Genomic DNA, 22448 nt, shown 5'->3' with positions numbered 1-22448 from the left:
ATTTTATGGACATCTATTGTGATTTTAATACAGCAGCACCACATGGACATTACAAACCGTTATTAGAAAAAGAACAGCTAAAAGCTCAGCTTTTGTTAAATATCAGATCATGCCTTTCATATCTATTACCAAGAGGAACTTTTCGTGGTGATAAGTTTTATGTAGGCAATGTACAAAGTGATAAAGGAAAGAGTCTAGTAGTAGAATTAAGTGGCAGTGAAGCTGGCCTATGGCATGATTTTGCAACAGGAGAAGGTGGTGATATCATTGATCTTTGGGCAGGAGTACATAGAAAAAGTACGAGAATAGAGTTTCCTGAAGTAATGACTTCTATAGCTCAGTGGCTTGGTCATTTCAAAACTTCAAGTAGTCCAACTACATATTGGGATTATTACGATGAAAACGGCCAAGCTATCGTTAGAATCTATCGTTACGATGATGATAATGGAAAGCGATATCTTCCTTTTGATATAAAAAAGTCCGACTGTGGTGCACCGAAGATAAGGCCACTCTATAATATTCCAGGTATTTTGAAGTCCGATAAAGTTATTCTTGTAGAAGGAGAAAAATGTGCAGAAGCGCTGATAGAGAAAGGAATAACTGCAACAACAGCAATGTCAGGAGCAGCACCTATTGAGAAGACAGATTGGACTCCACTTAAAGGTAAACACATTATTATATGGCCAGATAATGATGCACCAGGTAAGAAATACGCTGAAAAATCTGCTATGAAACTTACTTGTCTTGGAGTTGAAGAACTTTGCATTTTGGAAATACCTAAAGATAAACCAAAGGGTTGGGACGCTGCTGATTGCGTGAAAGAAGGTATAAATGTTGAAAAATTCTTATCTTCAATTCCTCAAGTTCCATATGTGAAAAAACTATCAACTACCGAGGAATTCTCGAAAGTTCAAAAAGCAGGACGTTGCATTTCACTTTCAGCAATTCCAGTAATAAAGTATTTAAACGATAAATCACCAATGCCGAAAGACATAATAGCTCCAAGAATTTTAACTCCAGGAGGACTATTGGTGTTTGCAGGTGCACCTAAGGTTGGAAAAAGTGATTTTCTTATTTCTTGGTTATTACATATGGCAGGAGGAGTTCCATTTTTGAACATGATGCCCACAAGACCTTTGAAAATCTTTTACTTACAAACTGAAATTGGCTATCACTATATGCGTGAACGTCTTCAGCAGATTAAACTAAATGAAGAACTTCTTGAAATTGCTGGATATAACTTAGTTATTACACCACAAGTGGAGTTACTTCTAAATGATGATAGTATAGAGATTATTTTAGATAAAATAGAAAGTTCATTTGGCTCGAATGCAGTTGATATAATAGCAATAGATCCACTACGCAATATTTTTGATGCCGGTGAGAATAGTAGTGAAAATGACAACAATGCTATGTTATTCTTTCTACAAGAAAGGGTTGGTAAATTGAGAAAGCTGGCTAATCAAGGTGAAGGGGTTATTTTAGTACATCATACAAAAAAGATTCAAAAGAAATCATTAGAAGAAGATCCCTTTCAAAGCTTTAGTGGAGCTGGTTCATTGCGAAGTTTTTATACTACAGGAATGATAATGTTTAGACCAAATGAACAACAAAGCTGTCGTCAGCTAATATTTGAGTTACGCAATGGTCATGCTATTGCATCAAAATACGTTGATAAAATTAACAATAACTGGTACGTAGTTGATTATGAATCGCAAAGACTTGTGAATAAAGATTATGGTCAAAGGTTAGATGCAGAACGTTCGCGTAGGTATGATACTATTCTACAATTAATTTATGATGAAGCACGGAAGGGACGTCTATATACAATAAATTCGTTCTGTCAGGCATTTGAGAATAAAGCAGGTCTTGGTAGTCAATATTTGATCCGTGAACGTATTGATACTTTAGCTACAAAGGGCTATATAAAATTTAATAGAGAAGGTAAAAATGGAGCAAGAACTAGATATGGGGTGCTTTGTGTTGCAGGCATGGAAAAGAAAAGTAAGGTATTTGATCATCAACTGAATAAAGAAGTGACAATTTATGAAAAGGTCTTACCAACCGACTATAAATCACTGGAGAATGGTAGCATTTTACCAGTTGAAAATCCGAATACTTGGGTTCATCATAGCATCTGCAATTAATAAAATTAAAATAGAAAATATGAGTTATTTCAGTCTTCGGATTTGCTCAGTTTGTCTTCAGAATTTGCTTAGTCTATGCAGACTGAATTTAGTAAGGGTGAAAGAAATGCAAGATTTTCAACAACTTAGAGGGATTGTTGAATTTTATAGCTGCAGGCTGAGCAATAGGGAAAAAGTTCAGGAATATAGAGGGTTTTGTTCAACTCTCAGTTTTCAGAATAACTCCTATTATTATATAATAATATAGTAGTATGACTTTAAAACATACTACTCTGTTCGTTTCTCTTTTACTTACAATAATAAGCTATGGAAAGCTCTCTTTCAAAGTTATCTGATAAAAGAAACGAAAGAAAACGCTCAGAAAAAACAAATGGCCCGTAATTGCGTTTTAAAGCCATTCTACAACTTCAGGGTACAATTATACTACCAAGACCTAGGTTAATCATGTAAGATAGCTTAAAACTCGATTATGAGGTATTTCTAAATTATCTTTTACTTGTTATAAAAAAACCTCACTTTAGTTTATCAAGTTTTTTATTCATTGTAAAATATTTTTTCAAAAAAGTAAACAGTTTTCATAATTTCGGTATAGCAAAGTATGTCAGTAGAACAGCTTTTGTTTAAAACCTCTGAGCAATTAATTGCAAAACTCTCAGTGATGAAATCAGCAAATTGTAGATGAAGCTCAAGGAAAAAAGTCTCTAGCTACTGCCATAGAAGAAGAAACAGAAGCTACAAAACCCTCTCAATAGTTCAAGATGGAGACAAAGATCTAAATTTATTTATTTACGTCTCTAATTTTATCTCGTATAATGGAGACAAAGATTTATATTTTGTGTTTTATGTCTCCATTATTTATTGGTAGGAAAACTGAGTTAAAACAACTACTGGAGCTTACAGACAAAAATACTGCATCTTTTGTAGTAGTCAAAGGAAGACGTCGTATAGGAAAAAGTCGTTTAATTCAAGAGTTTGGTAAGTATTTTGAACAATATTACTCCTTTATAGGTTTGCCACCAGAAAGGCATACTACAACGTCCTACCAACTTAATGAATTTTCTAGACAAGTTGCTAGACAATTTAATACATCTTTTGCTAGGTATGATGACTGGAGCGATTTACTATGGGCAGTTGGTGAACGTCTACTATCAGGAAAAACATTATTGCTGTTTGATGAAATTTCTTGGATGGGCTCAAAAGATCCAACCTTTTTAGGCAAAATAAAAAATTTTTGGGATACGCAGCTAAAAAATAATAACAAGCTAATTTTTGTTGTTTGTGGATCAGCTTCATCCTGGATCGAGAAAAATATACTTAGCAGCACTGGTTTCGTAGGGAGAATATCGTTAACTTTAACACTCGGAGAATTATCACTTTCTGATTGCAACGAATTTTGGCCAAAAAATATTTCAGCATATGAAAAGTTTAAGGTGCTTGCAGTAACTGGCGGAATTCCAAAGTATTTAGAGGAGGTAAATTTTAAACATAGCGCTGAAGAAAATATTAAAAGGCTTTGTTTTACAAAAGGTGGGTTTTTAGTTGAAGAATTTAATCAAATATTCTCAGATTTATTCATGCGAAAAACTGCTTTTTATAAGCAAATAGTCAGAGCTCTTTCTACTGGAGCTAAAGAACAAGAAGAAATTTGTGCTACTTTAAATATCGTAAGACATGGACGCATTTCTGAGTATCTATATGAACTTGAGCTTGCTGGTTTTATTGCAAAGGATCATACTTGGAGTATAAAAACTGGTACTGATTCACGACTCAGGAGGTACAGACTTCAAGATAATTATTTAAGGTTTTATCTAAGATATATCGAAAAAGATCTAGGAAAAATTAGTCGTGACACCTATTCTATAGGGTTCTTACCAGAGTGGTATACAATTATTGGGCTTCAATTTGAAAATTTGGTGCTGAACAATAGAAAGAGTATACATAATATCTTAGGAATTGATGGAATAATAAGCGAGAATCCATTTTTTCAGAAAAGAACCCGTAATAGTGCAGGTTGTCAAATTGATTATATGATTCAAACGAAGTTTAACACTCTCTACATTTGCGAAATCAAATTTTCAAAAGATAAAATTGGTCATTCAATAATACAAGAGGTACAAAAGAAAATAGATGCACTAAATCGTCCAAAAGGCTTTTCATGTCGTCCAGTCCTTATCCACGTTAATGATGTAAGTGATGATGTTATAGATAGTGGTTACTTTTCACACATAATTGATTTTGGAAAATTATTGAATTGTAAGTAATGGTTTTTCTGACTTAAAAAATGGTAGTTTCTGCAGTTATTCTTAAGTTCATAGAGTTTGCTAACATTAGTATCTTTAGCTTTACAAAAAGGGGATGGAGCCAAAACAATCTCTCTGCTGCAACTTAATTCTTTAAAATATTTTAAAGGGCTATTATAGCGTTATTGATGATTTAGATAGGGGAGGATATGTTTTGCCAAAAGCTCATATAATCTCTTTTAAACCCAAATAAACAGTTATTTCCAAAATGGAAACAACTCAAATAGCGAAGAAGCTACTGTAAAAGATATAGCTGATTTTCAAAGCTCTTTAATTCCTTAGCTATCTTAAAATTATTTTAACTTTTTTTTCAAAAAATCCCGGAAAAAGTAGTAAGAAATCCGGTATATATTAGTATAGGGTCATTGAGTGTAGATGTGCTTAAAACACAAAAGTCGGCAAACGAACAGAGTAGAAAAGATTGAAGAAAGCAAAAGAAATTTAGGCTTTTGGTAAGTTACATAATTGAGAATTTGTATTTTTTTAGATGAGACAAAAACTGTATTTTAAAGCTAGATGTGACTTTAGGGTAAAATACCAACCAAAGAACGCTTCTTTAAAACTTGATCACAAGCCTTGTCACAAATTTTACTTTTTCCATTATAACATCTTTTACTTCTCTTCAACACAGTTAACGAACTACTTTTATCAGCACAGTGAAAGGGTTAATACGGTAACCATAATCTTTACGCGATGATCCAGGCCAACCAACTGTTTGAATCAAATCATTACGTATCGATGTTTAGTCCTAACTTTTTAGCTAAGGTGGTTTTTATTGTCCTTTGGATTGTGTTTAGTGATTTTCTGATGTGATGTTCTGGATCTGCTTCTGAATGGCTTTGTTGCATAGCTAGTGTTGGTTGAGGTTATTGTAAGAAGAAAAGCTTTTTAATATATGGCTACTAACGCATTTTGTTGTAAAATAGGCATTTTTCAAACAAGTACAACTTATGCCACAAAAAATGAGAGTAAGTAACCAAAGAGAATATAACGAGTTTCTCAAAAAAAGAGGAAATGTTTTTCATTTTGTTAATCAAGCCATAGAAAATTGGTATGAAAATAGTCCAAAAGTTGCAGGTGGCAATAACACTTATAGTGATAAAGTTGTAATTTTAATACACATAATAGTTCATCTTTTTAGAATTGGCTTGAGACAAGCTGTAGGTTCTGTAAAAGGTTATATGGTACAAAAATAGGCAAAAAACTTAAGATTATCAGCTATACACAAGCTTCCAGAAGATTTAAAAAGCTTAATTTGAAGATTGATGACCATAGAAGCAATAAAGATGATCTGGAAAATGTTGAAATTGCCGTAGATAGCACTAGAGTTAGTATCTACAATAATAACGGTGGGCATAGTAAGCTTAATATTTGAAAAAGAAAATACAGTGGTTATGGTCAAGTAAGAAAATTATATGTTGTTTTAAACATAAATGATAAGAAAGCAATAAGCATGAACTACACTAGTGGTGTTGCTGTAGACTATTTGCCGGTCTGCGATATGTTAGAAGAAGTCAGTGATAAATATAACATTTGTTCTATTCGAGCAGATGCGGCTTATGATATAAAAAGTGTGTATAAAGAATGCAGAAAATACAATATTGTGCCTATTATTCGCCCTAGGAAGGATACTAAAATTTGTTTAGCTGACTACTTATCAGAAAGAAACAAGTATATTAGTAGAATTAGGTCATATGAGAATTATGAAGATGGTATTAATGAATGGAAGAAAAAAGTTAAGTATGGAGCACGGTCTTATATTGAAGTCTTTTTCTATAGGTTGAAGCAAATATTTGGGTTTAGCTTGAAAAATAAATCAGAGGTAAATCGTGAAAAAGAGCTGTTAATTAAGTGCTACTTATTGAACAAATTTACTGATATAGGTATGGCTAAATTTAAATTAGCTGCGTAAATTCACTGTGATTTACATGCCTATCAGTGCTATGCAACAAAGCCATCCATAATCAGAAGAGCTGTTACGTATACTTAATTGGCAACCTTTTTGACAAACTGAACTCATCTCCTTTCAAACAATTTTTCTATATCACTTATTTTCATTTCTATATACGTTGGTCTTTCATGACCAGAATATGGAGTTTTCTCAATTTGTCTTAGTATCTCATTCATCTCTTCCAATTTCATTTTTCTTCCTGCTCCATGGCAAGCGATTGTGGCTGATATTTTATTCACCTTATCCTCTATTGACAACGTATCTTCCATTTCCGTTAACTTATCTACTATATCAACTAGCATCCCTTTTATATCTATTGTTTCCAAGATTGAAGGTATTTCTTTCACCATTATTTTATCTTCTGATTCTATTTCAATACCAAAACCCATTTCAAAAAGCTTATCTTTATAAGTTTCAACCATCTCCGTCCCTGCTTGGTTTTTAATCTCAACTATTTCAGGAAGGAGAAGTTTTTGTCTTTTTATGCTTGTTAAGCACTCGTATATCAATCTCTCGTGGTCTGCATGTTGATCTACTATAATCAGCCTATCTCCAGACTCAGCAATAATGTAAGTATTGTAGACCTGACAGCGTGCATATCCCAGAGGATTATCCTCTATTAAATCAATTTGCTTCCTTTCTAAAACCATCGTTCCCTTTTGGGATGGAGATTCTCCATATTTAAACGTTTCTGGTAAGCTTTGCCTTCTTTCATCTGGTGCATTGAATTCTTTCATTAGACGATTTTCTAAAAGACTTGGCCTCTTTTCATAAAACTCTTTTTGATTTTTTTTCTCTTTACTATCAACCTGCTCTTGGCTTTTACTATCATTAAAAATTAGCTCCTCTTCAATACCTTGACCACTCGCTGCAAACCTCGTTGATAGTGTTTTTATTATCCCTCTTCTCACTATTTCATATATTAGCCTTTTATTCTGAAATCTTACTTCTGATTTATTTGGATGCACATTTACATCTACTTGATCGTATGGTATCTCCAAGTACAGCGCTGCAAAAGGATACCTCCCAACTGGAATAAAATCTTGATACGCATATCGAATTGCACCTATAAGTAGATTGTCTTTTATTGGCCTTCCATTAACAAACGTATAGATCTGAGTTGAATTGCCACGACTAATAGTTGGTTTACAGATGTATCCCGTAAGTTTGATGCCGTCTTTTTCCTCTTTAACTTCCAGCGAATTGCTCTGAAATTCTTCTTCTATTTCACATAGTCTGTTAAATAATGAAGTTTGCTTAATATATTTTAAGAGCTTTTTATTACCGGAAGTAAGAGTAAATCCAATACTATAGTTAATCATTGCTATGTTATTTACAATCAACTATAGCTTGTGTTTCTGCCCTTTCGGTTTTTAGAAATTTTAGTCTATTTGGAGTCGCAAAAAATAAGTCACGAACTTCAATATATGTACCCTGCAATAAAGAATAAGTGGTAATCTCTCTTATTTTTTCTCCTCCCTCATAACTTATAGACCATGCTTCATTTACTCTTTTTGCTTTCGATGATAGCCTAATTCTACTCACTGCTGCAATTGAAGGCAAAGCCTCTCCTCTAAAGCCAAGATGTCTGATCTCTATTAACTCACTATCACTTAATTTTGAAGTGGCATGCCTCATAAGTGCTAGTTCCAGATCGTTCTTTTCTATTCCATTTCCATCATCTATCACAGTTATAAGGTTACGTCCACCACTTTCTATTTTGATCTCTATCTCTGAACTTCCAGCATCTATTGCATTTTCTACTAATTCCTTTACTACACTCGCTGGCCTTGTATCTTGAACAAAGCATCTAATGTTTTAAGCTTAAGCATTAGATGGAGAAGGGGAGAACTCTGTCAGTGGTCTTAGCTCATTTGCAGCTCTTTGCTGTCCATATGCTGGAAATTCTGTTGCAATATTTACTACTGCTCTTTCTATATCTTCGGAAACTCTGTTTGCAAACAGCGGTTTTTTTCTTGCTGATTTCATGTAACGCCTCTTCTCCTCCATTTTCGTATAACTCCTTGAATCTATAAAACGTATCTCTTGAATATCCCATTACCTTGCACGCTTGAGACCCCAGTTATGGATTAGAAAACAGATAAAAGTAGAATTAATAAAGAGGGAAATAGGGTAAACTCAAGTATTTTAGCAATAATTTAAGAGGTTACCCATGAAGAAAGATATTACAGAACTTTACTGCTGAGTCGAGGATTTTTGTCGTGTAGTAGATGAAAATTTTGCAAATAAGTTCTTATCAAATGGCAAAAAACCAACCAGAGTACCAGAAATAGCGCACTCAGAAATGCTAACCATAATCCTGTTATACCACCAATCGCCATGTAAAAACTTCAAGGCTTTTTATCTTTGTTACCTTAAGTTACTCTATAGATCAGAATTTTCAAAGATGCCTTCATATCACAGATTTATTGCCTTAAAGCCGAGAGTTTTACGGTATTTAGCATTACTTCTTCAATGGTTCTGCGAACAAGCGAAAATGACAGGTACTTCCTACATTGACACTTCTACGATTGCCATTTGCCACAAGAAAAGGATCTCTAGGAACAAAGTTTTTGATGGTTTAGCAGAAATTGGTAAGAGCACGTATGGTTGGTTTTTTGGCTTTAAATTGCACTTGGTGATTAACGAAATTGGAGAAATTCAATCACTTACTCTAACCAAAGGTAACGTTGATGACAGAAAACCTGTGCCAACTATAACTAAAAGACTGACAGGACTTTTGTTCGGAGATAAAGGCTATATCAAGAAGGAGCTCTTTGAGGAACTCTTCGATAGAGGTTTAAAGCTTGTCACTAAAGTGAAAAAAGGCATGAAAAACGCACTAATCTCACTAAAAGAGAAGTCTTTATTGAGAAAAAGGTCGATTATTGAGACAGTCTTTGGTTGTTTAAAAAATAAATTTGAGCTTGAAAATACACGGCACAGATCGCCAATAAATTTTCTGGTACATATTTTTCTACATTAATTTCATATTCCATGCAGTCAAAAAAGCCTTCTATTTCTAAGCCTTACTGTGTTGGTTAATCCATAACTGGGGTTTGAGATACATTCCCGAGCTGTTTTGCTAGCTCTAATAAACCTAGTTTTGGTTTTAATATTTTTGTTTGTATTGTGTTCATTTCTAACACTCCTTTCTTTTATTATTTTATAACTTACTTTTTTAAAGTGTCAGATTAAGTCTAAGCTATTACAGGTTTTACTCCTTTACATTTGGCAGCACAAAATGGTCACAAAGATATAGTTAATCTTCTTCTAAAGGAAAAGGCTGATGTTAATGCTAAGAATAAGAAAGGTGCTACTCCTTTACATTTGGCAGCAGAAAATGATCATACATATATAGTTGATCTTCTTCTAAAGGAAAAGGCTGATGTTAATGCTAAGAATAAGAAAGGTGCTACTCCTTTACATTTTGCAGCAAAAAATGGTCATACATATATAGTTGATCTTCTTCTAAAGGAAAAGGCTGATGTTAATGCTAAGAATAAGAAAGGTGCTACTCCTTTACATTTTGCAGCAAAAAATGATCGTATAGATATAGTTGATCTTCTGCTTTCTAACCCAAATATTAATGTTGGTTGTATAGATCTTAAACTTATTACTGGAAAAAGTGCAAGCAAAAAAAATCTTGTTCAAAAAAGACTTCAAGATAATGAATTGTTTAATATGCTAAAACAAGCAGCAACAGAAATAGATGAAAATAAAGTAGATGAATTACTGGAATCAAAAAATAAGTATAGTTTCAAACCAAGCTTAAACTACTCTCCAGACGGTAATAATGAAAATACGACTATTGAAATTGCTATTAAAGCTGGTGGAAAGTTATTAGATCTTTTATGTACTTATGCTGAGAAGAATATAGGTACAGACACTGAAATATTTAAACGACTCAAACATGCTAAAGAAAACTCTCATTCTAAGAGAGATCTTTGTGATGTTTCTGTTTTAAAACATTCTACTCCAGATCAAGGCTTTTTGTTTAGTAATGGTTAATGCTTCCTTCTATAATGCAAAACCCATACTCACCCAACCTAATTGATTACTTGCAATCTGGATTCCAGTTTTAAGCTACTCGGATGACAGAGAAAGGGCTACTTGCATGACATGAAAAGGAGCACCGAGCAGATCACTTCTTCACAAGGATCTTATCAGCAACACGCATATCAATTATGCTCCAATTGCTAAAAGTAAAGTCGGTTGTATTTTGCAAGTGGCTTAAATAATCCCATGCGCTATAAGGATTATCTTCAGGCAATTTTACTGTGGCACTGTCATCGAGTATGATATTCCATCTTCTATTTCCTACATAAACACAAGAAGAAATATGATCACTTAATTGAGTTTTCCTCTCTAGTATATACTTAATGAATTTTAGGCTTGATAACGAATTTTGTCCTTTGATTATAACGAGGTTATCTATCTGGTAATCATCTACGATTACTTTACCTTCAGAGTCAATTACTGAAGTTCTGTTATCATCTTTCCAAAGAGCAAAAGGTTTGTGTTCATTTACATCAATGAGTAAGGTGTTGGGTAAAATCCTATAAATTCTTACATGTTTTATCCATTCACTTACAGATTGTATATTATCTGTTAGTTTTGAGAGTGATACATACATGATAGGTTGTGTTCTATCTACTAAACTTAGAATGTCCTGTTCATTTGTAAATTTGTTTCCAGTAACGGTTACTTTGTCGATTGAAAATCCATTGCTAATTAATAAGCTCGATAAGCGATCGTTACACCAAGTAAAGTAGTAATTGAATCGATTTGTTATTTTATCAAGTGAACTATAAAGTACTAGTGTAAGGAAGAGTGCAGTTATAATCATGAAAGCACACTTGCGCAAAAAACTCCTTTGGCTTCTAGTAACATTGTTCAACATCGGCTTGATCTCTAATATTCTTGTGGTGTAAACTGTCTTTGACAATAATTTTAATTAATTCATTAAAATCAATTCCTTTTGTCAATTTTGCAATTTCTGGTACTAACGATAATTCAGTAAAGCCAGGATGTGTATTAATCTCAAGCATTTTTAAAGTGTTATTTTGGGGATTATAACGGAAGTCTGAGCGGGAAACAGTTTTGCATCCTAAAAATTGATGAACTTTTAGTGCGTGTTCCAAGGTCATTCTATATATGTTGTCAGGAATTTTAGCAGGAAATATATGTTCTGCAAATCCATCTGTATACTTTGCTTCATAATCATAGAATTTATTTTTTGGTCGTATTTCCATAGTGCCAATTGCTTCGTTCAGCAATACAGCAGTATGTAACTCTATACCCGGTATGTATTCTTCTATGATTATCTTTTCCATTATAGTAGAACTGTTATTTTTTAGCTCTAAGTAATCCTCATGTGAGAAAATCATGTGTACTCCAATGCTTGAGCCTTCGTTAATCGGTTTTAAGACGTACGGATAATCAACTTTAATATTATTTTTTAGCACATCTTCTCGACTAATTACATAACCTCTTGGAGTGTCGATATTAAGAGAATGGAATATATGCTTTGACATCACTTTATTCATAGCAACAGCCGAAGCCATAACTTCTGAGTGTGTATATTTTATACCTAAAATCTCCAGCAAACCTTGAATACAGCCATCTTCACCATAAGGTCCATGTAGAGCAATAAAAGCAAGAGCGGGATTAGTTTTTTTAAGCTTTTGAGCAATGTTGCTATCAACATCTATTTCTATTGCATTATATGAAAGGCTATCAAGCGCCTTCTTTACTGCTTTTCCGCTCATAAGCGATATTTCTCTTTCGCAAGAAAATCCACCACTTAAAATTGCTATAGTTGGAACCATAAGCACCCTAATATTTTGCTATATATCATATATAAAAGATACTTTTATCTTCAATAGAAAAAACGCTTTGAAAAATTCCACAGCTGTACAGATATTGAAACTTGCAGATGGTGTCATGCAAACTGGTTCCTTTATGATCAGACACCAGATTGCAAGTAAAACTGGAAGATCTTTTTCAGTAATATTCTTTAAAAATTTAATTTTGTAATCCACTTGATTTCCACTTTACATCTTTGTAATCAACTGTTTCTACACCTTCAATGTCATATTGATCAGCAACTACAGATAGTTCCATTTCATGATCTATTAAAAACCTTTCTGCTGATTCTTGAGTGGGCTGCTTAGTAAGCTCAACTAGTTTAGTAAAATGCTGTAAAGTTTTTTTACTGAAAGATACATTAGCATTTGCCGTAAGTTTTGCCAAAGTTCATGAGTAATTGTACAATATTTTCCTGAAATTTTCAAGAAAGTAAACTTATCTGGAAAGTAATTATGCTGATATAAATATTACAATTTTATTAACACATAAATGCTACCGTGGCGTTAGTTTTTTAATTTAGGAGTATATTATGGTTATACCTACACAAAACTCGAATTCATTAACGTTTCAGGCACGTAACCTATCTCATATTTGCCACAAAAACTGTGAAGAGGCGTTCAATGAAACAGACAAACCTCTATGCAAGACTAGATGTGACGCTTTCTTTCCAGTGCCTGAACCTCGTTCACAAATTAGTGAGAAATTAGTAGAAATTGCAAACAATCTCCGTTTTGAGAGTGCATAATTATCGTCTATGGCAGATGAAATAGACGCTTACAATTCAATGTCTATTTAATCAAAAAAATGTAAGTCTATTTTTGTACTCTATGACCCTAAATTTTCATCAAAATAAGCTGTCTTATCCTTTTTTTCTTTATACTCTTCTGCTGTATCTAGGGGTTGCTTTTTAGCTGTAATGTTTGGCCATTTTTGCGAATATTCTACGTTTATGTTGTAAAATGATTTAAAGATTTTTTGTTCATTGTTCAGCAAGCCTTCGTCTAGTTCTATAATATCTTTTATGGAATCATCAGTTACAATCGCATCCACTGGACACTCAGGTATACATACTCCACAATCAATACACTCATCTGGGTTAATCACGAGCATATTTTTACCTTCATAAAAGCAGTCAACGGGACATACTTCTACACAGTCCGTATATTTACATTTTATGCATTTATCTGTAACAAAATGCGTCATAAAACACTGTATATTTACATTATCTTGGGTACACTAAATTGATAAGAAATTCAAGCCTTTTATGAAGATAAATAAATTAAATAACGAAGAATTAGAAATATGGCTAAGCTTGGCTAGAACTGTGGGACCAGTAAAGTTCTTTAGTATACTTAGAGCATATGGGTCGCTATATGAAGTGCTTAAATATCTTAATAAGTTGACTAACAAGGATTATGGAATTCAAAATGCACGAGAAGAAATTAAGAATGCAGAAAAAATTGGAGCCAAAATAACACCAGCATGTGATCCAGATTACCCTGAAATTTTAAGGAATATCTCTGGTTGTCCTCCTGTAATAACTACACTTGGTGATGTATCATTATTAAGTCGTGAGATAATTGCAATAATCGGTGGACGTAATTCTTCAATGAATGGAAGAAATTTTGCCAATAAGTTGGCACTCGATTTAAGCGAAGCTGGTTTCATCGTAATTTCTGGTCTTGCAAGAGGGATTGATACTGCAGCAAACAGTGTAATATACAAAAATTACCCCACTATTGCTGTTACAGCAAGCGGAATTGACGTAGCATGACTTAGAACATGCAGCAACATGACGATTTGTCTATACTTTATCAAGTATATTAATGGGTAAATGAATTTTAATACAATCTTATTATACTTATAAATACGTTATATGTGAGAAGATATGGAAGATTTTATAACTGAAAGAAGGAAAGATGATGCTGTGATATCTGTTTGTCAGGATAATGAGAAAAAGAACGTATTAATCTTGGGACTCAATCAAGCTGCAAGGAATTTATTAAAATGTGAGGAAGAGAATTTACTTAATAAGCCGTTAATCAATATTTTAAGTAAAAGAGCAGCTGAAGATATGAAAAGCTATTTGGAGTATACTGAAGATGGGCGCGATTTGCCCGATATATTGCCAAAAGTGATAGGCTTTTCTTTAATCGACGCTAAAGGAGAAGATATAAAAACAAAGGTAAAAGTTTTTCGCACAACGCAATTTACTAATAGCAAGATTAATTATGAGCTATTAATACGTGACATTAGCCTGTTTCATAAGCTAGGAATGTTTAGGGATAAATACCTGATAGGTAAAAAATATAAAAACCACAATTTGTTTAACATACCAGACAATGAGTCCACTATTTTTGAGTTATATGTTGTATTAAATTTTGCCTTTGAATATCAAATTAATGCAGTTATAGGGATAATAGGCTTCAATAGTAAATTGAGTGAGACGAACGATCCATTGAACGTTATCATAGAGCATTTTTATAAAAATTGCCGTAGTGATGATTTTTTGGGATTTATTGATGAGAATAAGGTACTTTTTATTTTGATGAACTGTGGTACAAAAAACACGTCTAAAATAGTGAATCGTATACGCTCTGCTATTAATAAGCAGTTATTAAAGCGAAAACTACCAAGTATATCAATTATTTATGGAAATATAATTCAAAAGCATAGTGTGAAGAATGCTTAAACGCTTTTGTCATTAATTGGTTTGTAGTATCTAAGTTCTACACAATATAAGGATTGTTTTTTATTTCTGTTAAGCTTATATTAAGAATTTAAGCTTACCTATGAGGTTACTAATCACACTGTTTTTATCATTACTCGTGGGAGGAAGTGCTAACGCTAGGGTAATTCTGGATAAGGAGATGTCTTATGTAGAACTAGATGGAAAAGTAGATTTAAGATTTGGCTACGCTTTCAATAGAGATTCTTTTAGCTCTACCAAAGACAAGACCTCAAGTTATTCAGACCTGCGCTTGCTTTATTTACAGCAAGTTTATCCAAATACTAAAATGGGTTTTGATGTTAAGGCAGGAGTTTCTGGTATTGCAAACTTAAAGGCACTAGACATAGAAAAGTTAGAAATGGAGAAGTGGTATTTTGTCATAAAGAATCAGGAGTTTGGATCATTTGAATATGGTAAAGGAAGTTTAGTTAGTCAGAGTATGTTAATTAACACTTCAAAAATTTATACAGCTGCTGGGGGAATAAATGGTCATTGGACAAACTATGCAAATCTGCGCGGTAATGGAAAAAAAGATGATGACTCTGGGTACGATAAGGACAAGGTATTTTGGGTAAAACCCAATGTTTACAGCGACTATAATGGACTAGAGCTGAAGTTAAAACAACCAATGATAAACTATATTTCTCCTGAAATTCATAACTTTCAACTTGGATTCAGTTATGTTCCAGGTAAAAATAATTTACAATATAATAATTTAATAGCCGCTGGTCTTTCCTATAAAAATGCCCTATCAGATGAAATAAATTTTACTACTGCTTTGACTGGCGAATTTGCAAGGGAAAATTTAACTGACTGTACAAACAAAAATTCTAGCGATCTTCAGTGTCATAATCAATTACTACACTGGAATTTTGGTGTGAAACTAAAGCTTTTTGAACTTGATTGCATTTTGTCGTACGGGAATGGTGGTAAATCTGGTGAGAAGCGTAGTCATGAAACAAATAATATGCATTATGTAAATGCAGGTATTGCTTATCATTCTGATTCTCGTAAAGTGAGCTTAACATATTTTAATAGTGTTAGGGATATTGCAGACAAAGGTACAAACGAATTAACATCACAGGCTTTCAGTCTTGAATATCCATTAGCTGTTGGTACTTCATATTACTTTGATATTGTAAGATTTAGTACTAAGGAGCTTGCAGTGGAAGATAATAACTCCGGATATGTGCTTTTGGCCGGATTGAAGCTAAGTTTTTAGTGAAGTAACTGGTATGTAAGTATTGTAATAATGAGAGTAAAATTGAGTTGTTAATATATGTGCTATTTGATATTATAAAAATAACTATTACATAAGATTTTCAATAAAAAGACATTCTGTTACTAATCCAAGTGTAGAAGAAAACGGTTATTAATTAGCAAACCAAGCCCTTCAGTAAGCGCATCTCTTCAGGTGCTCTTTTTTTCTTTTTTATATATAAAAAAATTAGATAGTATTGTGAGTGCGGTTTTTTCTGTGTTCTGATGCTTTTCAATTCTATAGCTTTTGTATTGAATTTCCTTTTTTTACTACTATTTCTCTATATTGTTGTAAGAAAGAACAGAAAATTTAGTGAGAATCTTGAGAAGAATTTACTTAAAGTAGCACATGAACTTCAAGAGGCAAAACAGGCTTTAGTAGATAAAAATAAGGAAATAGTTGATTTGAAAGTGAGGAACGCAGAACTTGAAGTAATTCTTCAAAAAGAGCGTGAAGAAAAGAAAAAGGAAATAGAATTACTAACAAAAGCAGAGGAGAGGCTTACGAACACTTTTAAAGCACTTTCTCTTGATGCTCTTCAGGTAAACAATAATAATTTTCTGAACTTAGCAAAAGAAGTGATCGATAATAAGCTAAAAGAAACAGAAAGTGACTTCAAAAAAAGGCAAGCAACGATCAACGAAGTTATCACTCCAATAAAAGAAAAATTAGAAAAATTCGACAGTGAAATACGTGAGCTAGAGAAAGAGAGGGTAGGGGCCTACGAAGGTTTAAGGGAGCAAATTGGAGCATTAATGAACCAAACTTCTAGCCTTGCTAACGCCTTGAGGAAACCTCACATTAGAGGTAAGTGGGGTGAAATGCAGCTCAAAAGAGTGATAGAGATGGCGGGAATGATTGAATATTGCGATTTTTTTACTCAAGCCTCAGTAATTGATAAAAATGAGGACAATTTGTTACGTCCTGATTTAATAGTAAAAATGCCATCAGGAAAGCAAATAATAATAGATGCTAAAGTACCACTTGATTCTTACATGGATGCTATGTCGCAAAATGATTTACAGATACAAAAGGAAAAATTGAAGAATCATTCTCTGGCAATAAAAAAACATATAAATAATCTAGGCAGAAAGGAATATTGGAACCAATTTGAAAATACGCCAGAGTTTGTGGTGCTTTTTTTAACAGGAGAAGGGGTTTTCAGCGCAGCACTAGAATGTGAACCAGCTTTGATAGAAATTGGAATAGAAAAAAAAGTAATTATTGCAACACCAATCACTTTAATCGCGCTACTTAGGGCAGTAGCCTATGGGTGGAAGCAAGAGATAATAGCTGAAAATGCAAAGAAAATAAGTGAACTAGGCCATATTTTATATGAGCGAATCTGCACAATGGGCGAAAATTTTGATAATTTACGCAGAAGCTTAAAAAGTGCTGTTGATCATTACAATAAAACTGCTGGTTCGCTTGAGGCAAGAGTGTTTCCTGCTGCCCGAGAATTCAATAAGCTTGGTATACATGCAAAAAATAAAGAACTCACTGCTGCAAAAGAGTTGGAATCTTTACCACGCAGTTTACATGCTGAGAGGTTGAAAGTAGATTAGTATTTCAGGTCTCCTTAACTTACATTTGCTGATTAAAACAACTTTCTAAAAATTTTTTTTATATAGCTCAATTCCTGCACATCATTTGCTGCATAAACAGGTATAGTTTTTTGCTCAGTACCAGGTATTTCTACAAAAATTTTGCCCACTTCTTGACCTTTTTTAATTGGTGCGGGTACCATATCTTTATACTCAATACGCACTTTAATTTTATCATGTAATCTGCGGTTATAAGTTATGGTAACATCGTTTGCAACTGTAACGGGCACTTTTTTATCTTTTCCATAAACAATATTTATTTCTTCAACTACGCTATCCTTAGCAAATATTTTCTTGGTATTAAAATGATTTAAGGAATATTGTATTAGTCTTTTTGCTTCCTCTATTCGCTCTTTCTCGGTGTCCAAACCATTCACAACAGCAAAAATTCTCCTATCGTTCCGTTTTGCAGATGCTATAATGCCATAACCACCAGCACTTGTATGACCTGTCTTTAGACCATCAACTCCAATATCATGGAAAAGTAAAAGATTTTTATTTTTTTGTACAATATCATTATATGTCAAATATTGTTCAGAGAATAAATCATAGTATTCAGGAAAATCGGTGAAAATTCTTTTTGCCAGTGTTACCAAGTCTTTTGCGCTCATAAAATGGTTTTCATCTGGCCACCCGCTTGAGTTAACAAAATGACTATCATTAAGATTTAAATCTTGTGCAACTTCATTCATTTCAGCAACAAAATTCTCCTCTGATCCTGCAATACCCTCGGCTAGCGCTATGCATGCATCATTACCTGAGGCAATTGTAACTCCTTCAAGTAGTTCTTTTACCGTAACAAATTGACCTTCTTTCAAAAACATAGAAGAGCCTTTTCTTTCCCACGCTTTTCTGCTCACTCGAAATTTATCTTCCATATTTATTATTCCAGCTTTTAGATAATCAAAAGCTACATATAAAGTCATCAATTTGCTCATTGAAGATGGGGCCATTTTTTCCCTGGAATTGTGTTCAAAAATGAACGAGTCTGAAGCTAAATCTAAGACAATTGCTTGCTTTGCTTTGGTTCTAAACTGATATGAGTATGAGTAAAAAGGAAATATAAAAATTAATAGCAAAGTTACTAATTTGCTTAACATATTTATAATTTTAAATTTATAGTGTACTAATTAATAGTATGATTTTGCACGAGCATTTCAATAGATCTCTCGCATAAAACTTCCTTGACAAACTGCGCCAGCCCCCTTCTTATGACAATAAGAGTATTTATCCTTGTTTTCGATCCGCGCGGGTTCAATAACAAAAATTCAGTAAAAAACTCAGATATTTATTGGCAAATTACATAAAAATTATAGCGGTTGCATGTCTTTTTTATTTTTTCTACATTCAGCCAAAACGCGCTTATTTTAAGCGTTAGCACATTATTACAGCGCCAATTTACATTATTATAGGGTCAAAACTCGTTACACGGGGATTTTTTTGCCTTTTTTTCGCTTGGTAAATTTCTTAACATTTACAGCTAAAGCTTCAGGCCAGCACTTGATGCTGGAAATTTTTTGAGCACAAAAGTTATGCTAGGTTTTTGTTGGTAAGAAACCAGTGTCAAGCACTGGGATGACATAGAAGGAGCACTGGGATGATATATAGAAGGGACACTGGGATAGAGGCTACTTGAATGACAAGAAGGAGGGAATAGGAGATGACAAGAGAGGGGCTACTTTCATTTGCTGTCTTCAAAAATTTACAATTATGCTTCATATATTTTATTAAATATTTTACTTAAAAATTCAATTTCTTATTATAAGAGATAAGCAATTCATGAATAATGAAAGATTACAAAAAAGGTCATAGAAAGCGCCTAAGAGAGAGAATTATTTCAGATAACGGACAATCATTACTTGATTATGAGATTTTAGAACACATTTTATATTCAGCATATAGTAGAATTGATGTAAAGCCAGTAGCAAAGAATTTGATAGAAATTTTCGGCAGTTTGAATAAGGTTTTTAATGCCGATTTAGAAGCACTGCAGAATATCGAAGGAGTTAGTAATGCAGCTATATCTGCTATCTTTTGTGTTAAACAGGCTTTTGTTCGTTCTGCACGAGAAGAAGTAAAGGACCTACCTATAATCAATAACTGGGAAAATTTGCTTGATTATTTAAAAGTAAGTATAGGAAGCCTTAATAAAGAAAATTTTCGCGTCATCTATATGAATAAAAGATATCGTCTAATAGCGGAAGATCTGCAGAACTTTGGTACAATAGATCAAACTCCTATTTACGTTAGAGAGATCATAAGACGTGCTCTTTTGATTGGCTCAACATCGATTGTAATATCCCACAATCACCCAAGTGGAGATATACAACCTTCAAGTAGCGATATGTTTCTCACCAGACAGCTTGCAGAAGCTTGCAAAAGCATAGGAATAGAATTAATAGATCATATTATTATCACATTTAGTAGCTATTTTAGTTTCAAGGAAAATAGGCTTTTATTAGAGTAGATCTAAAATTGCTTTTGCCATTTTTCTTATTATGGAAGTAAAGCTATACATGAGGTGGTTGCCAGTGGAACAAAAATTTTCCTTCTGGAAGACAATGTGTGATTTAGGTGGCGTAATAGTGGCAAATTGAAAGAAATACATGGTATTTGCCACTATTAGAAATCTCCTGTTTTGATAAGACTTATGAGGTCTTTATTGGTTTTTTGAATTTTGTTGAAGCACTCACATGCTTACTCTAATATTTTGTTCACAGAGCCTAGTTAGCTCAATTTCAACGTTAATTTGTGAAGCTCTGAGTTCTGTTAGGGAATTTTCTGGTTGAATATCTAGCTTATTCTGTATGTTCGATAAACAAATTAAAGCCGAATCAAAAATTTCATCATACTGCTCTGCTTCATGCACACAATTGATTATTTCCTTAAATTCTTCCACATCTTGCGGCGTATCTTTTAATATTGCTCTTATTTGGTTTAGATTTTGACGAATTTTTTCCTGATATCCAGCAATTCCCTCTTGATATATATCAATCATTTTTTGACATGAGGTGCCTCTAAATGGGTGTTCTGCTTTTTCCTTTATGTAGGAGCTCTGAAAATTTTTGCAATTAAGGACTGCTTCTCTACATTTTTTTATGTCACTAATTATACTGGTTATTGACTTTCCATAAGATGGTACAAGCCTCCACCTTCTAGGTGGAGAAACTTTAGTTTGTCAATGTCATAACTGTACTTTATAAAGTATAGTTATGACGGAATATGACAAAGGAAAACACACTGTATTTTATCATAGGTACCATATAGTCTGGATTACAAAATATCGGTACAGAGTATTAACTAAGGCTATGAAGGAGAGAATACGAACAATCATAGCAGAAGTATCTGAAGAAATGGGGATTAAGATAGAAAACGGAGTAATATCATCAGATCATTTACATTTATTCGTAGTAATACCTCCTCATATAGCTGTGAGTGATTTTGTTCAAAGAGCCAAAGGCAGGTCTTCACGCAAAATTCAACAAGAATTTCCAGAGCTAAATAAAATGTACTGGGGAAAGCGTTTTTGGGGAAGAGGATACTTTAGTGCTACCAGCGGACATATCACAGATGAAGTCATTAATGAGTACATCAATAAACATACAGATGCACATCAGCCTCATTCTATATCTAGTATAAGATTGGAGTAGCTTTAGCTTCTCACCGCGCTTCCAGCGCTATATCCAACCTTTCGGCTCTCAGCCGATAGTGGTTGAGTTACTTGCTTTCACCTGATCTTCTTTTTTGATTATACATTCATTCTTTGTTTGGCTCATTTTATCATACAGATTTCTGCATTCTTTATATGATACCAGCGGTTGTAGTATTCCTTCCTCTACACCTTTATTATAAAAATTCTTCAACTCATCGCTTGATAGTATTCGTATAGCATCTTCCCTTTTACCTTGTGATTTAGGATACTTTTTGTTCAGTGAACTAATATAATTTAATAGGAAACTCTTAGTTAAATCTTCCTTTTTAACTTCTGATAATTTTTCTAGTGTTTCTATATATTTCAAAGTTTCCGCAAAAAGCTGCGCACCAGATGTAGCAAATCCTGGCAGTGGTTTGCTCTGCGCCTTATAAAAATCGGTTTGTAAAAAATCTTCGGCTTGTTTTTTTATTACTGAAAGTTCATTGAAGGCTTTTTCTGGATTGATTTTTTTTAAAATACTAGTAGCTTTTTTAATCGCTCTTTCTCTCTTTTTATTATCTTGTTTTTCGTTTAAGATTAAGCTTTCAGCTTCAGTAAAAGCATTGCCTTGGGCACTTTTGGCAATATTACAAACAACGTTTTTTACAACTTGCTTAGTTGCTACATAATCTATTTCCTTTGTAAAGCAATCAATAAATAGCTGCCAAATTTTTTTGTTAACGGACTTACTTGTCTTATGTTCTAAATCTTCTACATCTTTGAATCCTAAAATAGTATAGAGATTTTTTTCAATTATTGGTTCAGCATGTTGTTTTGCCACTTTACCTTTTATATTGAATAGAAATTCACTAATCTTAGTTGTGCCCATAATATTACCTCACAATATTAATGTTATATAATATAAAGTATAAAAGCTTAATGATTAATT

At 33.2% G+C, this 22448-nt stretch carries 18 protein-coding genes and 4 pseudogenes; 13 read left to right on the top strand and 9 right to left on the bottom strand.

Annotated features, from left to right (window positions below):
- Window positions 1-5 precede the first annotated feature (5 nt).
- The 4 genes from ABWU33_RS05500 (at window position 6) to ABWU33_RS05485 (ending at window position 6359) form a co-directional block, all read left to right on the top strand.
- Window positions 6-2147: an AAA family ATPase gene (locus ABWU33_RS05500; protein ID WP_353280536.1), complete on the top strand. Its 2142-nt coding sequence runs from the start codon at window positions 6-8 to the stop codon at window positions 2145-2147.
- 842 nt (window positions 2148-2989) lie between these two features.
- Window positions 2990-4408: an AAA family ATPase gene (locus tag ABWU33_RS05495; RefSeq protein ID WP_353280534.1), complete on the top strand. Its 1419-nt coding sequence runs from the start codon at window positions 2990-2992 to the stop codon at window positions 4406-4408.
- A gap of 989 nt (window positions 4409-5397) precedes the next feature.
- Entirely contained in the window at window positions 5398-5643 is a 246-nt protein-coding gene (locus ABWU33_RS05490) for a transposase (protein ID WP_264337585.1), read from the top strand.
- Window positions 5644-5900: 257 nt separating this feature from the next.
- Window positions 5901-6359: a transposase gene (locus tag ABWU33_RS05485; protein WP_353280531.1), complete on the top strand. Its 459-nt coding sequence runs from the start codon at window positions 5901-5903 to the stop codon at window positions 6357-6359.
- A 104-nt stretch (window positions 6360-6463) separates the two neighbouring features.
- Here ABWU33_RS05485 and mutL read toward each other — a convergent pair.
- Together mutL and ABWU33_RS05475 are read right to left on the bottom strand one after the other, a co-directional pair.
- A pseudogene (gene mutL / locus ABWU33_RS05480) lies at window positions 6464-8213 on the bottom strand (DNA mismatch repair endonuclease MutL).
- A gap of 48 nt (window positions 8214-8261) precedes the next feature.
- A pseudogene (locus ABWU33_RS05475) lies at window positions 8262-8457 on the bottom strand (helix-turn-helix domain-containing protein); the annotation flags it as partial.
- Between the two features lie 246 nt (window positions 8458-8703).
- On the opposite strand from ABWU33_RS05475, the pseudogene ABWU33_RS05470 reads away from it, so the two are divergent.
- Both ABWU33_RS05470 and ABWU33_RS05465 read left to right on the top strand, forming a co-directional pair.
- Window positions 8704-9443, top strand: a pseudogene (locus ABWU33_RS05470) (IS982 family transposase).
- Between the two features lie 186 nt (window positions 9444-9629).
- Window positions 9630-10409, top strand: coding sequence for an ankyrin repeat domain-containing protein (locus ABWU33_RS05465; protein WP_250119960.1), 780 nt, complete (start codon window positions 9630-9632; stop codon window positions 10407-10409).
- A 133-nt stretch (window positions 10410-10542) separates the two neighbouring features.
- On the opposite strand, the gene ABWU33_RS05460 is transcribed toward ABWU33_RS05465, so the two are convergent.
- From ABWU33_RS05460 to ABWU33_RS05450, 3 genes are all read right to left on the bottom strand, one after another.
- Window positions 10543-11301, bottom strand: coding sequence for a cell division protein FtsQ/DivIB (locus tag ABWU33_RS05460; protein ID WP_211908130.1), 759 nt, complete (start codon window positions 11299-11301; stop codon window positions 10543-10545).
- Window positions 11282-12235, bottom strand: coding sequence for a D-alanine--D-alanine ligase (locus ABWU33_RS05455; RefSeq protein WP_250119959.1), 954 nt, complete (start codon window positions 12233-12235; stop codon window positions 11282-11284). Before ABWU33_RS05455 ends, ABWU33_RS05460 begins: the two co-directional genes overlap by 20 nt.
- A 190-nt stretch (window positions 12236-12425) precedes the next feature.
- Entirely contained in the window at window positions 12426-12653 is a 228-nt protein-coding gene (locus tag ABWU33_RS05450) for a hypothetical protein (RefSeq protein ID WP_211908132.1), read from the bottom strand.
- 145 nt (window positions 12654-12798) lie between these two features.
- On the opposite strand from ABWU33_RS05450, the gene ABWU33_RS05445 reads away from it, so the two are divergent.
- On the top strand, window positions 12799-13014 hold the full coding sequence (locus ABWU33_RS05445) for a hypothetical protein (protein WP_211908134.1): 216 nt from the start codon (window positions 12799-12801) through the stop codon (window positions 13012-13014).
- A gap of 80 nt (window positions 13015-13094) precedes the next feature.
- Here the strand turns inward: ABWU33_RS05445 and ABWU33_RS05440 are convergent, their stop codons facing one another.
- Complete coding sequence (locus tag ABWU33_RS05440) at window positions 13095-13472, bottom strand: ferredoxin family protein (protein WP_211908136.1); 378 nt, start codon at window positions 13470-13472, stop codon at window positions 13095-13097.
- Window positions 13473-13533: 61 nt separating this feature from the next.
- On the opposite strand from ABWU33_RS05440, the pseudogene ABWU33_RS05435 reads away from it, so the two are divergent.
- The 4 genes and pseudogenes from ABWU33_RS05435 to rmuC form a co-directional block, all read left to right on the top strand.
- Window positions 13534-14037: pseudogene (locus ABWU33_RS05435) on the top strand (DNA-processing protein DprA); the annotation flags it as partial.
- A gap of 120 nt (window positions 14038-14157) precedes the next feature.
- A complete protein-coding gene (locus ABWU33_RS05430; RefSeq protein WP_250119958.1) occupies window positions 14158-14961 on the top strand; it encodes a hypothetical protein in 804 nt (267 codons plus the stop codon).
- Window positions 14962-15061: 100 nt separating this feature from the next.
- A complete protein-coding gene (locus ABWU33_RS05425) occupies window positions 15062-16222 on the top strand; it encodes a porin (RefSeq protein ID WP_211908140.1) in 1161 nt (386 codons plus the stop codon).
- Between the two features lie 263 nt (window positions 16223-16485).
- Window positions 16486-17826, top strand: a complete 1341-nt coding sequence (gene rmuC / locus ABWU33_RS05420; protein WP_211908142.1) for a DNA recombination protein RmuC — start codon at window positions 16486-16488, stop codon at window positions 17824-17826.
- A gap of 32 nt (window positions 17827-17858) precedes the next feature.
- Here rmuC and ABWU33_RS05415 read toward each other — a convergent pair whose 3' ends face one another.
- Window positions 17859-18965 (bottom strand): D-alanyl-D-alanine carboxypeptidase family protein, encoded by a 1107-nt coding sequence (locus ABWU33_RS05415; protein WP_250119957.1) that lies wholly within the window; start codon window positions 18963-18965, stop codon window positions 17859-17861.
- Between the two features lie 686 nt (window positions 18966-19651).
- On the opposite strand from ABWU33_RS05415, the gene radC reads away from it, so the two are divergent.
- Complete coding sequence (radC, locus tag ABWU33_RS05410) at window positions 19652-20332, top strand: RadC family protein (protein ID WP_211908145.1); 681 nt, start codon at window positions 19652-19654, stop codon at window positions 20330-20332.
- 222 nt (window positions 20333-20554) lie between these two features.
- On the opposite strand, the gene ABWU33_RS05405 is transcribed toward radC, so the two are convergent.
- Complete coding sequence (locus ABWU33_RS05405) at window positions 20555-20863, bottom strand: hypothetical protein (protein ID WP_353280526.1); 309 nt, start codon at window positions 20861-20863, stop codon at window positions 20555-20557.
- Window positions 20864-21077: 214 nt separating this feature from the next.
- On the opposite strand from ABWU33_RS05405, the gene tnpA reads away from it, so the two are divergent.
- Window positions 21078-21515 (top strand): IS200/IS605 family transposase, encoded by a 438-nt coding sequence (tnpA, locus tag ABWU33_RS05400; RefSeq protein ID WP_265024376.1) that lies wholly within the window; start codon window positions 21078-21080, stop codon window positions 21513-21515.
- A gap of 48 nt (window positions 21516-21563) precedes the next feature.
- On the opposite strand, the gene ABWU33_RS05395 is transcribed toward tnpA, so the two are convergent.
- Entirely contained in the window at window positions 21564-22388 is an 825-nt protein-coding gene (locus tag ABWU33_RS05395; protein ID WP_353280524.1) for a hypothetical protein, read from the bottom strand.
- Window positions 22389-22448 lie beyond the last annotated feature (60 nt).

This window comes from Wolbachia endosymbiont (group B) of Cyclophora punctaria, assembly GCF_964028235.1.
In the GTDB taxonomy this organism is placed as follows: domain Bacteria; phylum Pseudomonadota; class Alphaproteobacteria; order Rickettsiales; family Anaplasmataceae; genus Wolbachia.
Note: the sequence above shows the minus strand (reverse complement) of the source record. Positions and strands in the feature narration are given on the sequence as shown.